Raw genomic sequence first — 14,897 nt, forward strand, 5'->3', positions numbered from 1 at the left:
GCGATTACTCGCTTTGAAACCTCTGACCTACGGTCAGGTGCTTCGCTGGGGTACCAGGACTCGAACCTAGACTAAATGAACCAGAATCACTCGTGCTGCCAAATTACACCATACCCCAAGGTAAGGTAGCTTCTTCGTGCGGTTTCCCGCTGACGGAAAGCCTTCACTAGGAAGCGCCAACAAGAAACTCTACCCGACGAAGCATCACCTTACAAAATCCGATCATCGTTATTTAGTTCACGTTCACGGATGCTACTGGGCGAGCTTGGCCTCCAGCTGGCGCAACCTTGCCAAGACCTCTTCCTCGCCCATAATTTCCATGGACTCAAACAGTGGCGGAGACACCTGTCGGCCAGAAATGGCGGTGCGTAGCGGCCCGAATGCAAGCCTAGGCTTGACCTGCATTTCATCAATGAGGCGGGCTCGTAACGCCTCTTCCAAAGATTCGACGGTGAACTCGGGCAGGCCTTCTATGACCTCTATACCCGCGCGCAGAACCTCACCAGCATTGTCCTTGAGCTTGCCCACAGCTTTATCTTCAAACTCGAGCACTTCGGTTTCCACAAAGAATGGGCCGAGCATGCCACCGACCTCGCCAAGTAGGCGAATGCGCGTTTGAATTAGCGGCGCTCCCTTGGTGATGATTTCCTGTTCACGAGCCGTAAGCGCATCAAAATCTTCAGCTGACACGTAGCCGTCGCGGTAAAGGAACGGCACGATGCGACGCTTGAAGTCATCCTCTTCGAGCATACGAATGTGATCGGCGTTAATCGCAATGGCCTTCTTCAGGTCGAAACGCGCCGGGTTGGGGTTCACATCGTGAATGTCGAACGCCTTCACCATTTCTTCAGCCGAGAAGATGTCTTCATCGGGGCTAATCGCCCAGCCGAGTAGGGCTAGGTAGTTCAGCAGTCCCTCTGGAATCATGCCGTTTTCGCGGTGGAGCAACAGGTTCGACTCCGGATCGCGCTTGGACAACTTCTTGTTGCCTTCGCCCATAACGTAAGGCAGGTGGCCAAACTCCGGCATTTGCTTTGCGATTCCGAGCTCGATGAGAGCGCGATACAAAACGATCTGACGCGGGGTGGAAGATAGCAGGTCTTCACCACGTAGCACGTGCGTAATGTCCATGAGCGCATCATCTACGGGGTTCACGAGGGTATAGAGAGGGTGACCATTTCCTCGCACGATCACATAGTCCGGAACAGAGCCGGCCTTAAACGTGATTTCACCGCGAACGAGGTCCGTGAAGGTAATGTCCTCATCCGGCATCCTCAGGCGGAGCACCGGCTTGCGTCCCTGTGCGCGAAACTCAGCTTTCTGATCTTCCGTAAGATTGCGGTCAAAACCGTCATAGCCAAGCTTTGGATCACGACCTGCTGCTTTGTGGCGCGCTTCGATCTCCTCTGGCGTTGAGAAAGACTCGTAGGCGTAACCAGCTTCTAGCAGTTTCGCCGCAACGTCTTTGTATATGTCCATGCGTTGCGACTGCCGGTACGGCTCATGCGGCCCACCCTTAAGCACACCCTCGTCCCAGTCCAGGCCAAGCCAAGTTAGAGAATCGATAATCTGATCGAATGACTCCTCAGAGTCTCGCTGGGCGTCGGTATCCTCAATGCGGAACACAAACGTACCCCCAACATGCCTGGCCCACGCCCAGTTAAACAGGCAGGTGCGGACCATTCCTACGTGAGGGGTTCCAGTTGGTGATGGGCAAAAACGAACGCGGACTTTACCGCCATTTATAGTATCCATGATGTCTCGATTCTACATCGTTTATCCGCCGGCTTTTCAACGTGGTTGCCACGCACCAAGTCTTTGACTTTCCGGCCCGTCCTTGCCCGTACCACTTGCGTTCGCAACCACCGTTGTCGTTATGGTTGTAGACGGAAGGGATTGCAATGACTGATTTTGATGCTTTTGACGAGGACACCGCCCGCGCCAGCGGTCTTTTGAAGTGGGAGATGCCGGGCGTGTCTGGCCATTGGGTTGCAGAGATGGACTTCGGCACCGCTCCGATAGTTGAAGAAGCCCTCGTGAGCGCCATTAAGAGGGGTTTTCTAGGCTACATGCCACAGGAACTGTCCGACCGGGTTAAAGACGCCACCGCGAGTGTAGTTGGCCGCCGCTACGGCCTTGAGGTTGAAGCCGAAAATGTGCGGTTGGCATCATCAGTGCTCGATGGCTTGAATGCGATCCTTGGCCACATGTTGAAGCCCGGCTCACGGGTGATAGTCCCAACCCCTGCGTACATGCCGTTTTTAACGCTACCGGGCAAGTTTGGCCACGAGGTTATCGAGGTTCCTTCCGCGATTGTCGATGGCATGTGGCAACTCGATTTTGATGGCATAGAGGCCGCGGCTAAGAATGCTGATCTGCTTATTCTTTGCAACCCGTGGAATCCGACAGGTAGGGTTCTTACCGCCTCTGAGCTGACGCGTTTAGGGGAGATTGCGACTCGTCACGACCTGCTTGTGTTCAATGACGAGATTCACGCTCCGCTGGTTACAACCCCCTCTTCCCATATTTGCTTTGCCGGCCTGGATCAGGCTTTTGCTGACCGGACGGTCACCGCGGTTGCAGCGTCGAAGGGTTTTAACTTGGCGGGGCTGCACTGCGCGCAAATGATCACAACGGGGCAGATGACTAATAGGTTCGAGGCCGCGGCTGCGTGGCTGAATCATCCGACACCGCTCGGCGCTCTGGCAACAACAGTCGCATACGAAGAAGGCGAGGAGTGGCTGAGCGAACTAAATGCCTACCTGCGGCAGAATGTGGCCTTAATCGATGGCTTGTTGGAGGGTTCCTCGCTCAGTTGGGCTACGCCGCAGGGAACCTACATGGGGCTGATTGACGCATCTAAGCTCGGCGTACAAAATCCGCAGGAGTATCTGCTTGAAGAAGCGAAGGTTCGTACGACGCCTGGCAATGCCCTCGGTAAAGGTTTTGAGCAGTATGTGCGGTTCGGTTTCGCGTCCTCCACTGGGGTAGTGCGCCACTCAATCGAACGCATGACAGCGCTGTCTGCTTAGGGACCCGGTTCACCGCAAACGCGCGTTGGTTTTGCGCGTGGCGGTGGCGGTCCACGGATCTTCGGGCCACGGGTGTTTTGGGTAGCGTCCGCGCATTTCCGCGCGCACCTGCGAGTAGGTTTCGTTGAAGAATGTTTCCAAATTCGAGGTGATGGCCAACGGCCGTCCGGCGGGCGATAGAAGTTCGAATGTGAGCGACTCTCCCATCACCGTTGGTACTTTCTTGAACCCGAACGTTTCTTGCAGTTTTACACGTACGGTTGGGCCTCGCTCCGGGTCAAAAACGATCCGCGCACGATTGCCGGAGGGAAGTTCGATCGAATTTGGCACCAGCTCGTCTAACTTTGCTATCTTGTCCCATCCGATCAGGGTTTTCAGTCCGTTAGTGACATCGATTTGCGCCAGCGGTTTTCCATCAAGGAGGTCTTCCCACCACTCTCCAAGTAGCTCATCTACCGACTTTGCGAGTTGCTGGTTGGAAAGTTCTGGCCAAGACGCGTCCCGCGCGCTGATGTACCTGGCTTTATTCACGAGGTCAAGGCCCGCTGCGCCTAGCTTGAATAAGTCCAGGCCCCTCTCCTCGAGGGCGGTTGCGAGCACCTTTCGTGCTTCCTCAATCGTCGGTTGCACGCGTCGGCGTCCAAGCTCGATCTGCCCCAACCGTTCAGTGCAACTTGCAGTAATCCGCCCTCCCGTAAGCTCGGTCACGACCTCGGATCGCAACATTGGCTTTGCGATCCAACGCGCCCATTCCGGCTGCAGTGGAGCCCCCACGGTCACGTTTGTAACCCCGCCTGTTGTGAGCACGCCGCCGACCGCGATCCAGGGTTCAAAACTGAGCGGGGACGTAGCATCAACGCCAAATCCTGTGCCGGAAGCCGCGAGGAAGCGTCTTTTCTGACCGTCTTGTTTATCCCGCTGTTTCGCAATCCGGCCTGGATAGGCCAGACCAATCACAACACCGGGCAGATCTACTTCATTTAGTGGAAGGTCTGGAGAAGCAGATCCATACGAGGGCGAAAACTTGGAAGCGATGGACTGAAATCTGCGAACATCGGCTTGCGGCACCTGATTCAGCACTTTTGTAATATCGGCGCTTTCCGACCTCGTTTCGGTGGCTAACGCTGCAACGATCCGCGCCACGGCTTGCTCCTGCCCGCTCCACCTACTGGCTAGAAGGAGGGCGCGCCCCATGCGCGGGTCTGCCGGAACCATCGCCAACATGCGTCCCTCGTTTGTTATCTGCCCGCCGGCTAGAGCGCCGATACCTTCTAGGGTGGTTTCCGCTCGAGCCAACCCGGGCGCGGGGAATGGCGAAGGCAAGCGCATCTGCCCCGGCTCGCTCCAGGCATGCGCAAGTAGCGCGGCTTCGGTTAGGTCCCCGCTTTCAATCTGCGCGGTGGAATACTGCGTCATTCTTGCAAAATCAGTTTGCGAGTAGCATCGGTACACCACGCCGGGACCTGTACGATTGGCGCGGCCACCGCGTTGGGTTGCAGAAGAACGAGATGCTCTGACCGTTACCAGTGCAGCGGCCTCGCGACGCACATCAAACCGCGGGCTACGCGTCAGCCCGGAGTCAACCACGCAGTTGATGCTCGCAACCGTTAGCGACGTCTCCGCAATATCAGTTGCCACAATCACCCGCGCTCCCGGCGCGAGCGCCTCGTCCTGTTGTTGCGTTGTAACGCCGCTATGCAGAGCGAACGTGCGGATCCCGGCACCCCGGATCATTGCGGCCACGTCCTCCACGTTGCGAATCGACGGGGCAAAAACGAGGGTGGCTCCATGGTGTTCAAAAGCCTCAACCGCAGTAGCCGCAAGGTGGCTTAGGAACTCCGGGCTGGCCCCTTGCGAATCAAGCGCTGGTGCAGATGCTGGCCTCCACACTTGGCTCAGCGGATACGGATCGCCCGCAACCTCAATTCGGTCCGTTTGCGCTGAACTCGCCAGCAAGGCGTGGAACCTATCCACATCCGCCGTTGCAGACATTACTCCAAGCAGGAGGTCATCGCGCATATCTGCGATGTCGAGCGCGAATGCGAGGGCGAGGTCTGAATCGATGTGACGCTCATGCACCTCGTCTAGCAAGAGGGCATCAACGCCGGTTAGATCAGGGTCAGCGAGGAGGCGGCGAAGCAAACTACCGGTAGTTGTGAACTCGATCCGCGTATGTGCGCTGATCTTCCGGTCCGAACGCATCGTCCAGCCAACCGCGCCTCCAGGCTCTTCCTCCAACAAAGACGCCACATATTTTGCCGCTGATCTCACAGCCACCCTGCGCGGCTGCGCGATCAGGATGCGCCCACTCGAACCTTGCTCATCGAGAAGATGACGAATGAGCAGCGGCGCCAGCGTAGTCTTACCCGAACCGGGGCTAGCAGATAGCACGAAGCGGCGCCTGCCTAAAACCGCTGCCGCAATATCGTTTTGCGCTGAAGTAATGGGTAGACGCGAGTTACTGAACGCCGCGATAAAGTTCAGGTTGTTACCTCGTCACAAAGTTCGCGAGGCTACCAATGCCCTCGATCTCACATTCCACGCGGTCTCCTGCTTCAAGAGGCCCAACACCAGCAGGGGTGCCCGTCATAATGACGTCACCGGGCAGGAGTGTCATAACCGACGAAATGTACTCAATCAAATAGGGCACGTCAAAAACCATGTCACGAGTATTGCCCTGCTGCACCACTTTGCCATTTACTCGCGTTTCAATATTGAGGTCATCAATATCTAGTTGCGGATCTACCGTGATCCACGGGCCCAACGGGGCGGATGTGTCGAATCCCTTCGCGCGGGCCCACTGTCCGTCGATTCGCTGCGCATCACGCGCGGACACGTCGTTCGCAACCGTATAACCAAACACGTAGTTGAGAGCGTTTTCTGCGCTTACGTCTTTACACAGCGTGCGAATAACCACGGCCAACTCGGCCTCGTAGTGGACTTCACGGCTCCACTCAGGCAGAACAATCGGATCATCCGGACCGATCACAGCGGTGTTTGGCTTGAAAAAGATATTCGGATGGTCCGGCACTTCCCCACCCATTTCAGCCGCATGGTCGCGGTAGTTTTTTGCAACAGCAACGATTTTTGAGCGAGGAATCACCGGGCTGAGTAGGCGCACCTCGTCGAGTTTAAAGACTTCGCCGGACGGCTCCACTCCTTGAAAAAGCGGGTCTCCTTTGAGTCCTTCGATACGGTCCGCTCCCTCAGCAATGGCTCCATATCTGGGGTTTGCGCCCGCACTAAATCTTGCTACTCGCACTGGGTCCTCCTAAACCTTGACGCCCTCAGTGTAGCTATACCCAGATATCCTTGTCGGCTTGCTTTTCAAGTTCGGGGTATTTCGCAATCTTGAAGCTCATGTCATCGCTGTCACGCAGCTCGTTCCAGTCTTGCAATATGGTTCGTACAACTTTCATTAGAGCAATGAGGGCCAGCAGGTTAATGATTGCGCCAAGCCCCAACAGAAGGTCCGACACCGCCCACACCACCGGGAGTTTCACGATCGCGCCGAGCGAAGCCACGATGACAGCCACAACCCTGAATCCGAAAGAGATGTACTTATTGCGAGTGAGATGATCGAGCGCGGACTGACCGTAGGAATAAGCGCCGTACGCCGTGGTGTAACCAAAAATGAAAATGATGAGCGACATTGGAAGAGCCATCCAGGATCCCAACTGCACGCTCACTGACTGCGCGGTTAGCGAACCAGCCAATTCAGGATCCATGCCGGCCTCGTACAATCCCGATGTGAGGATCAAAAGCGCGGTAACCGTACACACGATGATCGTGTCAATGAATACGCCAAATGCCTGCAAGAAGCCCTGCTGTGCGGGGTGAGCCACGGTTGCAGAACCGGCCGCGTGAGGCGTGGTACCAAGCCCGGCCTCGTTGGAGAAAAGACCGCGCCTAGCACCATTTACGAGGGCGATGAAGATGCCACCCAGTATGCCTCCGGCAATCGGGCCAAAGCCGAACGCTGATTTAACAATCAAAACGAGGGCCGCGAGAGCAGCTGCCGGGTTAAGAATAATCACGACGATGGCGACGAGAATGTAGACGGCAGCCATTATCGGAGCCAGGTACTCGGAGGCGCGTGCCACCGACTTAATGCCACCCAAAATGACAGGGGCCAGAAGTAGGAACGTGAAGAGCATTGTGGAATACGGCGAAATATCGTGATTTGCACTGAACGTTGCCGCTACAGTGTTGATTTGCACCATTGGCACCGCGAGACCAGAAGCCACCACGGAAATAACTGCAAAAATAATGCCGGCTTTTTTCCAGCCCAGGCCTTTACGCATGTAGTACTCGGGCCCACCGCGGAAGACGCCATCGGGGTGTTTTTCCTTAAACACCTGGGCGAGCACGGATTCCGCGAACGAAGTTGCCATACCAACCAGGGCTACTATCCACATCCAGAAGATCGCGCCCGGACCTCCCATAACAAGAGCGAGGGCAACGCCCGCGATGTTACCAATGCCAACGCGCGTGCCAATACCTACCGCGAAAGCTTGGAAAGATGTCACGCCCTGCAGAACTTGAGTTCGAGAACCCGAGACCGAATGAAAAATGTCTCTTGCGTTCTTTATCTGCGGGAAACCAAGATAAACGGTGATTGCTATACCTACTCCTATGAGCAGGAATACAAGCACCCACGAATACAGCATATTTACAGACCAAAGAAGCGCGTTTTCCAGCGCAGCGCCTATCGAGGCAGTTTTCATCACAGGACTCCCGGAAGAGAAACATTTGGGATATGTACAGATATTACTAAGCATTGAGTAAAAACAACAAAATATCCCCTATTTAAAACCAGAGGCTGGACGTTTCAACGCTTTTCCACCCTGTTTCGAGCAACTCACTTACCCCTTCTAGGTCCGGTAAAATTTTTGTCCCAAGTTTTTGAGACAATCACAGCATGAGCCCAGTGTTGAATGAACTCCTCGACGACCTCGAAGATAGTGGGAAGCTTAATGACCCCGACGCCTTGTACGAGGCGTTTTGTTCGTGGGCAGAGTCGGGCGGGCGGCCGCTCTATCCACATCAGGACGAGGCATTTATTGAGCTACTAGGAAACAACCACGTAATTGCGGCCACACCGACGGGCTCGGGAAAATCACTGATCGCTCTTGCCGGCCACATCATCTCTCTGGCTCGCGGGGGCAGATCGTATTACACAGCTCCACTCAAAGCACTGGTGTCAGAGAAGTTCTTTGACCTCGTATCCCTATTTGGTTCACAAAATGTAGGCATGGTCACCGGGGACGCATCGGTCAATGCAGATGCGCCAATCATTTGTTGCACAGCCGAGATTCTGGCCAATCAGGCGCTGCGAGAAGGCGACGACCTCGATGCGGACATGGTGATTATGGATGAGTTCCATTTTTACGGCGACCCACAGCGCGGATGGGCGTGGCAGGTACCCCTGTTAGAACTAACGAAGCCGCAGTTCGTTTTGATGTCTGCAACGCTTGGCGACGTCTCTTTCTTTGTGAAGGATCTAGAGGAACGCACCGGGCGCTCAGTCTCGGTGATTGATGATGCGAAACGCCCCGTTCCCCTCGAAATGGCCTACACAAAGTTGCCGCTGGCAGATTCGGTTGCGGAGCTAATCGAAACTGGCAAATATCCGATTTACATCGTTCATTTTGGGCAAAAAGCAGCCATGCAGACCGCGTCTAATCTGGCCACTCCAAATCTCATTTCTAAACGTCACCAAGAGCGCATTAAAGAGGCTACGACTGATTTCCGTTTCGGAAAGGGGTTTGGCCAGATTCTGCGCGGCCTATTGCACCGGGGTGTAGGCGTTCATCACGCGGGAATGCTCCCCCGTTACCGCAGGCTGGTAGAGCGCCTAACCCAGCAGGGGCTCCTGGCGGCGATTTGCGGCACCGACACACTGGGCGTCGGCATTAACGTACCGATCACCACCGTGCTGATTACCTCACTGGTCAAGTTTGATGGACGCCGCGAGCGCCACTTGAGTGCACGTGAGTTCCACCAGATTGCCGGGCGCGCGGGCCGCGCGGGTTTTGACGAAGTGGGCTGGGTTGTTGTCGAGGCGCCCGACCATGTGATTGAGAATCGTCAAGCTGAGATTCGCGCTGGAGATGATCCGAAGAAGCTTAAGAAGATTGTTCGCAAGAAGCTCCCCGAGGGGCGGGTTGGCTGGTCCGAGTCCACGTTCGAGCGTTTGCAGTCTGCCGAGCCCGAGGCTCTGCGCTCACAGTTTGAGTTCACGCATTCAATGGCGTTAAATGTGCTGGCTAATCCGAAAGCTCCCACCGAGCATCTGTTATATCTAGCAACGCACAATCACGATGATCTAGGCGAATCCAATCCGCATTTGCGGCGACTCGGACAGATCTACACATCGCTACGCCAAGCCGGAGTTGTCGAGAAGCTCTCTTCAGAAGATGCACGCGCGGCCGGTGTTGATCGACTTCGCCTGATGCGGGATTTGCCTGACGATTTTGCGCTTAATCAGCCGCTCTCCCCCTTCGCTCTAGCCGCCTTAGATTTGCTAGATGCGCAAGCGGATAGTTTTGCGTTGGATGCAATCTCGATAGTCGAAGCCGTGCTGGAGGATCCGCGTCCCCTCCTGTTTGCACAGCAAAATGAAGCAAAAGGGGAAGCAGTTGCCGCGATGAAGGCAGCCGGAATGGAATATGAGGAGCGCATGGAGGCGCTGGAGGACGTGACTTGGCCGCGCCCTCTGGCCGAACTGCTGGAGCCCGCATTCCACACGTTTGTGCAATCGAACCCGTGGGTGGGTGATTTGGAGCTTTCACCAAAGTCGGTTGTGCGCATGATGATTGAGAATGCAATGACGTTCTCAGAGTTGGTCTCCCGCTTTGACGTCTCCCGCTCCGAGGGCGTTATTCTGCGCTACCTGATGGATGCTTACCGGGCATTACGGCAGATTATTCCAGACTCGCTGATGAATGATGAGCTGCGCGAGATCATCGAGTGGCTCGGCCAGTTGATCCGCGCGGTTGACTCCTCGTTAATTGACGAGTGGGAAGCGCTTTCTAACCCAGATGCCGCGGTGATGGAGTCGGGGGAGTCCGGGGCTGAACGAGCATTCGGCGCAGCGGAGGACGGTAGCGTCTCAATCACAGCCAACCCGCATTTCTTCCACCAGCAGATCCGAAACGAACTGTTCAAACGGGTGGACCGTTTTGCCCTCGACGATCTTGACAGCCTGACTGATTTTGCCGATTCTGACGGCATTGAAACCTGGAGCGAAGCCCGGTGGGAAAACGTTTTAGACCGCTATTACGCAGAATATGACTGGCTTGGAGCAGGCCCCGAGGCGCGGTCAAAAGCGCGATACTCGTGGACGGCCAGCCCGCAGGACGCGGATTTGGCAAGCGCGGGTGTAACTGATCGCCTGATTGAGGCTAATGCGGGCTTGCTGCAGGCGGGCAACATTTTAGTTACATACACGTTCGAGGATGAGCAGGGTGACGGCGACTGGAGGCTGGTTGCTCTGGTTGATGCCGAGCTCTCGGCTGACGAAGATAAGCCCGTCTTCCGCCTACTTGACGTAGGGCCGAGGTAGGCAACTTGGCGCATAGAACAGCCGGCTACCGAATATCTTCAACTGGAAGACCCGGTAGTCGGCTGCGCATTGGTTCCGCCGTAGTACCCGCGTATTAGGCAAGCACTCCGTCTTGCCCATCAGTTGCCACGATCTTCTTTCCAAACGGGAAGCAGGTTACCGGAATGAGTTTCAGGTTGGCGATTGCCATTGGAATGCCGATGATCGTGATAGCAAGGGTGAACGCGGTGGCGATATGCCCGATAGCAAGCCAAAGGCCCGCAATCAGGAACCACACGACGTTCATGAGCGCAGAGCCCACTCCAGCTCCCGGCTTCTCCACAACTGTGCGTCCAAACGGCCAGATCACGTAGGCAGCCATTCGAAATGACGCCACACCTGCGGGGATCGTAATGATCGGAATGAAGGCAAGCAGGCCGAAAAATACGTACATTAGCGCCAGTTCGATACCTGCGAATATGAGCCAGATGATGTTTAGGATTGTGCGCATTGTTTACTTCCTTGCTCCAAAAATTGCAGACCCCATTCGAACTCGCGTGGCACCTTCAGCGATTGCAAGCGCGAAGTCGGAAGTCATTCCCATTGATAGTTCGCTGGCATTTTGAAGTCCGGGCAACTTCAGAGCCCGATCACGAATTTCGCGTAGGTCAGAAAACGACTTGCGGATCACCACCTCGTTGGTGGTATGAGCTCCGATGGTCATAAAGCCGATGACGCGCAGGTTTTCCAGTTGCGCAATTTGCTGCGCCACGTCAATGGCTTCTTGCGGCTCTGTTCCAGATTTGGATTCTTCACCCGAAGTATTTACCTGAATCATGACGTCTATGCGCCGGTCATGGACCCTCTTATTAATTGCCTCGGCTAGACGCAATGAATCAACCGTTTCAATCTGATCAACCACCCGCAGGGCCTTGTTGATCTTGTTGGTCTGGAGCGGTCCGATCATGGTGGTGGTTAGATTAGCCAGGCCCAGCCCGCGCAGGTACGGCGTGGTCACTTCGGCCTCTTGAACGCGGTTTTGCCCCATGAGGACGGGACGGCCAAGCTCGATGAGGGTGCGCGCCGCGGCTTCGCATTCCTCGGTACTGCGAGTTTTGATAGCAAGTTCCAAGTCGACGTCGCTGGCCGGACGCCCCGAGGAGGCAGCAGCATCCTCCATCTGAGCCAGAATCTGCTCGATGTTTGTAGAAATGTGCGTCATAATCATAACTATTGCCTACGGGAGGCGCTTCACCCACTCCGGTGTGGAAAACTTGGTACGCGCCCTTTCTTTAGCGGTTGCGATGTCAGTCTCGGTGATTTCACCGGGTGTCGCGTTGTACTTCGCGCGGAAGTGATCCAGGAATACCTCGATGATGTCTTCGCGCGCCATGCCGGTTTGCGACTTCATAGGATCAACGCGTTTAATCGCGGAGCGGGTACCTTTATCTTTGAGCTTTTCCTTGCCAATCCGCAGGGTTTCAAGCATTTTCACCGTGTCAATGTCGTAGGCCATCGTTACGTGGTGAACCATATACCCGTTGGCAAACCGCTTCTGGGCCGCGCCACCGATCTTTCCCTTTTCTGAAGAAATGTCGTTGAGCGGAATGTAGAAGGCCTTCACCCCAACTTTTTCGAGGGACTCCATGCACCACTCGTCAAGGAACGGGTAAGACTCTTCAAACGAAAGCCCATCAACGAGGCCGGTGGGGATCACCAGTGAGTAGGTGACACAGTTTCCCGGCTCCATGAACATGGCGCCGCCTCCGGTGACGCGGCGAGAAACCACGATGCCATGCTTCTTGATACCGTCCTCATCGATCTCGTTTGAGTACGACTGGAAGGAGCCAATTACAACCTGGGGCGCGTTCCACTCCCAGATACGCATGAACGGTTTGCGCCGGCCCGCAGCCACGTCCTCCACGAGTGTTTCATCCATGACAACGTTGAGCATTGGATCGATTGCCGGGCCGTGGATTACTTCAAAATCAATATCGGACCAGTCCAAGGCCTTGCCAAGCGCGCGGCGCACAGCTATTGCAACGCCGCGCGTGGTGAGGCCAAACAAAGTATCTGTAGGAAGCACTACCGCATCTAGCGCAGCAGTGATTTCGTTCGCGCTGGAATGCTCTGCGAGGCCTTCGAGCGCCGCAGTCATGCGAAATAATGCTTCATCGGGTTCGAGGAAGAAGTCACCGGAGATACGAACGTTTGCAAGCGCTCCATCTGCAACGTCTAAATCAACAACAACAAGTTTCCCGCCTGGAACCTTATATTCACCGTGCATATTTCCATCTTATGTAGCCCCGGCCAACTCTCCTAACGGAGGGCTTTGCGCGGACGGGGTTTTGGTCACTGTTCGGTATGCGAGTGGGCGCGCCGCGAAAGTAGCAACCAAAATATGCTTGAGGAAACACGGAAAGGGTTAGCGATGGCTTTTGCGCTACGTTCAAATACTTCAACAGCAGGGCGAAACATGGCTGGGGCCCGCGCACTCTGGCGCGCCACGGGCATGGAGGATTCTGACTTTGGCAAGCCAATCATCGCAATCGCGAACTCGTTTACACAGTTTGTTCCCGGTCATGTGCATTTGCGCGATGTAGGCAAGATTATTGCAAAGTCCGTGGCTGAAGCGGGCGGAGTATCAAAAGAGTTCAACACCATCGCTGTCGATGACGGTATCGCGATGGGACACTCGGGCATGCTTTATTCCCTGCCCTCCCGCGAGGTGATTGCGGACGCGGTTGAATACATGGTGAACGCGCATTGCGCCGATGCCCTCGTATGCGTTTCGAACTGCGACAAGATCACGCCGGGCATGCTACTAGCTGCACTGCGTCTTAACATTCCTACCGTGTTCGTCTCGGGTGGCCCCATGGAGGCCGGCAAAAACATTGATCCGAATGTGATCTTGGGCGACTCTAAAGAGGGGCATGGCAACCTCGTCACCGTCATGAATGCAACGGCTGACGATGCGGTTTCGGATGCGCAACTACTTGAGATCGAAAAACTCGCGTGCCCGACGTGCGGCTCGTGCTCCGGCATGTTCACGGCCAACTCGATGAATTGTTTGACCGAAGCCCTCGGCCTATCACTGCCCGGTAACGGTTCAACACTTGCAACGCATGAGGCTCGCCGCGGCCTGTTTGAGCGCGCAGGAAGCCTCGTGGTTGAACTCGCGAAGCGTTATTACGATGGCGAGGACGAGTCTGTGTTACCCCGCAGTATTGCCACTAAGGATGCTTTTGAAAACGCAATGAGCCTGGACATGGCAATGGGAGGATCATCCAACACGGTTCTTCACTTGCTGGCAGCGGCTCGCGAGGGCGGCGTTGATTTTGACATGGACGACATTGGCCGGCTGGGAGATACCGTGCCAACGCTTTCGAAGGTGGCGCCAAACCACAACGACTACCACATGGAGGACGTGCATCGCGCAGGCGGCGTGCCAGCCCTGCTCGGTGAACTTGACCGCGCTGGGCTGCTGAAGCATTCGGTGCACGCAGTTCACTCCCCTGATCTAGAGTCGTGGCTCGCGCAGTGGGATATCCGTGGGGGATCGCCGTCGACTGAAGCGCTTGAGCTGTTCTCTGCCGCGCCCGGTAATGTGCGCACAACCGAGCCATTCTCGACCGCCAACAGGTGGAAAGAGCTGGACACCGACCGCGAGGCTGGTTGTATCCGGTCTGTAGAACACGCTTACGTTGCCAGTGGCGGTTTGACCGTGTTGCACGGCAATTTGGCAGCTGAGGGAGCGGTCATCAAGGCGGCTGGTTTCGATCCTTCCCTTTTCCACTTTGAGGGGGAAGCAATTGTCTTTGAGTCCCAGGAAGAGGCCATCGAGAAGATCCTGAACAAGACCGTGCGGGAAGGCCACGTGGTTGTGATCCGCTACGAGGGCCCATCGGGCGGGCCGGGAATGCAAGAGATGCTGTATCCGACCTCCTTCATCAAGGGGCGCGGACTGGGTAAGAAGGTTGCTCTGATTACCGATGGGCGGTTCTCGGGCGGGACTTCCGGCATTTCCGTAGGCCACATTTCACCCGAGGCCGCAGCGGGCGGCGCGATTGGCCTGATTGAAGATGGGGATCGCATCATCATCGACGTGAATCGGCGTGAGCTCACGCTGGATGTGCCAGAAGAGGTGCTTGCCGAGCGCCGCAACAAGCAGATAGAGCGCAGCGAACCGTGGACTCCGAAGGAGCGTAAGCGCGAAGTTTCAGACGCTTTGAAGCTGTATGCGATGACTGCTACTTCGGCGTCGCAAGGCGCGGTAAGAGACATCTCATTAGTACGAAGGAAGCGGAATTAAGTCACGA

The 14,897-nt window shown here is 55.8% G+C and carries 10 protein-coding genes and 1 tRNA gene; 3 read left to right on the forward strand and 8 right to left on the reverse strand.

Going from position 1 to position 14,897, the window contains the following annotated elements:
• Window positions 1-45 precede the first annotated feature (45 nt).
• Together HMPREF1628_RS08065 and gltX are read right to left on the reverse strand one after the other, a co-directional pair.
• A tRNA-Gln gene (locus HMPREF1628_RS08065) sits at window positions 46-118 on the reverse strand.
• A gap of 134 nt (window positions 119-252) precedes the next feature.
• On the reverse strand, window positions 253-1,755 hold the full coding sequence (gltX, locus tag HMPREF1628_RS08070) for a glutamate--tRNA ligase (RefSeq protein WP_034510832.1): 1,503 nt from the start codon (window positions 1,753-1,755) through the stop codon (window positions 253-255).
• Between the two features lie 146 nt (window positions 1,756-1,901).
• Between gltX and HMPREF1628_RS08075 the strand changes: the two genes are divergently transcribed.
• Window positions 1,902-3,032, forward strand: coding sequence for a MalY/PatB family protein (locus HMPREF1628_RS08075; protein ID WP_034510835.1), 1,131 nt, complete (start codon window positions 1,902-1,904; stop codon window positions 3,030-3,032).
• Between the two features lie 9 nt (window positions 3,033-3,041).
• Here the strand turns inward: HMPREF1628_RS08075 and hrpB are convergent, their stop codons facing one another.
• The 3 genes from hrpB to HMPREF1628_RS08090 are packed head-to-tail and all read right to left on the reverse strand — an operon-like array spanning window position 3,042 to window position 7,759.
• Entirely contained in the window at window positions 3,042-5,516 is a 2,475-nt protein-coding gene (gene hrpB / locus HMPREF1628_RS08080) for an ATP-dependent helicase HrpB (RefSeq protein WP_034510839.1), read from the reverse strand.
• A gap of 4 nt (window positions 5,517-5,520) precedes the next feature.
• On the reverse strand, window positions 5,521-6,294 hold the full coding sequence (locus tag HMPREF1628_RS08085; RefSeq protein WP_034510842.1) for a fumarylacetoacetate hydrolase family protein: 774 nt from the start codon (window positions 6,292-6,294) through the stop codon (window positions 5,521-5,523).
• Window positions 6,295-6,328: 34 nt separating this feature from the next.
• Window positions 6,329-7,759 carry an alanine/glycine:cation symporter family protein gene (locus tag HMPREF1628_RS08090; protein WP_034510845.1) on the reverse strand — a complete coding sequence of 477 codons (1,431 nt, stop codon included), beginning with the start codon at window positions 7,757-7,759 and terminating at the stop codon, window positions 6,329-6,331.
• Between the two features lie 194 nt (window positions 7,760-7,953).
• Between HMPREF1628_RS08090 and HMPREF1628_RS08095 the strand changes: the two genes are divergently transcribed.
• Window positions 7,954-10,599 carry a DEAD/DEAH box helicase gene (locus HMPREF1628_RS08095; RefSeq protein WP_034510850.1) on the forward strand — a complete coding sequence of 882 codons (2,646 nt, stop codon included), beginning with the start codon at window positions 7,954-7,956 and terminating at the stop codon, window positions 10,597-10,599.
• Window positions 10,600-10,693: 94 nt separating this feature from the next.
• Here HMPREF1628_RS08095 and HMPREF1628_RS08100 read toward each other — a convergent pair whose 3' ends face one another.
• Genes HMPREF1628_RS08100 through HMPREF1628_RS08110 form a run of 3 tightly spaced genes read right to left on the reverse strand, consistent with a single transcriptional unit; the run spans window position 10,694 to window position 12,865 of the window.
• Window positions 10,694-11,089 carry a YccF domain-containing protein gene (locus HMPREF1628_RS08100; RefSeq protein WP_034510853.1) on the reverse strand — a complete coding sequence of 132 codons (396 nt, stop codon included), beginning with the start codon at window positions 11,087-11,089 and terminating at the stop codon, window positions 10,694-10,696.
• A gap of 3 nt (window positions 11,090-11,092) precedes the next feature.
• Window positions 11,093-11,806 (reverse strand): YggS family pyridoxal phosphate-dependent enzyme, encoded by a 714-nt coding sequence (locus HMPREF1628_RS08105; protein ID WP_052039022.1) that lies wholly within the window; start codon window positions 11,804-11,806, stop codon window positions 11,093-11,095.
• Between the two features lie 9 nt (window positions 11,807-11,815).
• Window positions 11,816-12,865, reverse strand: coding sequence for a lipoate--protein ligase family protein (locus tag HMPREF1628_RS08110; RefSeq protein ID WP_034510856.1), 1,050 nt, complete (start codon window positions 12,863-12,865; stop codon window positions 11,816-11,818).
• Window positions 12,866-13,009: 144 nt separating this feature from the next.
• On the opposite strand from HMPREF1628_RS08110, the gene ilvD reads away from it, so the two are divergent.
• On the forward strand, window positions 13,010-14,890 hold the full coding sequence (gene ilvD, locus HMPREF1628_RS08115) for a dihydroxy-acid dehydratase (protein WP_034510859.1): 1,881 nt from the start codon (window positions 13,010-13,012) through the stop codon (window positions 14,888-14,890).
• Window positions 14,891-14,897 lie beyond the last annotated feature (7 nt).

This window comes from Actinomyces sp. S4-C9 (assembly GCF_000758775.1).
GTDB classification, from domain to species: Bacteria; Actinomycetota; Actinomycetes; order Actinomycetales; family Actinomycetaceae; genus Gleimia; species Gleimia europaea.

Excerpts from the sequence above, each read along its gene's own strand:
- gltX (WP_034510832.1), bottom strand. The coding sequence starts at position 1,755 with ATGGATACTATAAATGGCGGTAAAGTCCGCGTTCGTTTTTGCCCATCA.
- HMPREF1628_RS08075 (WP_034510835.1), top strand. The coding sequence starts at position 1,902 with ATGACTGATTTTGATGCTTTTGACGAGGACACCGCCCGCGCCAGCGGT.
- HMPREF1628_RS08090 (WP_034510845.1), bottom strand. The coding sequence starts at position 7,759 with ATGAAAACTGCCTCGATAGGCGCTGCGCTGGAAAACGCGCTTCTTTGG.
- HMPREF1628_RS08095 (WP_034510850.1), top strand. The coding sequence starts at position 7,954 with ATGAGCCCAGTGTTGAATGAACTCCTCGACGACCTCGAAGATAGTGGG.
- HMPREF1628_RS08100 (WP_034510853.1), bottom strand. The coding sequence starts at position 11,089 with ATGCGCACAATCCTAAACATCATCTGGCTCATATTCGCAGGTATCGAA.
- HMPREF1628_RS08105 (WP_052039022.1), bottom strand. The coding sequence starts at position 11,806 with ATGATTATGACGCACATTTCTACAAACATCGAGCAGATTCTGGCTCAG.
- HMPREF1628_RS08110 (WP_034510856.1), bottom strand. The coding sequence starts at position 12,865 with ATGCACGGTGAATATAAGGTTCCAGGCGGGAAACTTGTTGTTGTTGAT.
- ilvD (WP_034510859.1), top strand. The coding sequence starts at position 13,010 with ATGGCTTTTGCGCTACGTTCAAATACTTCAACAGCAGGGCGAAACATG.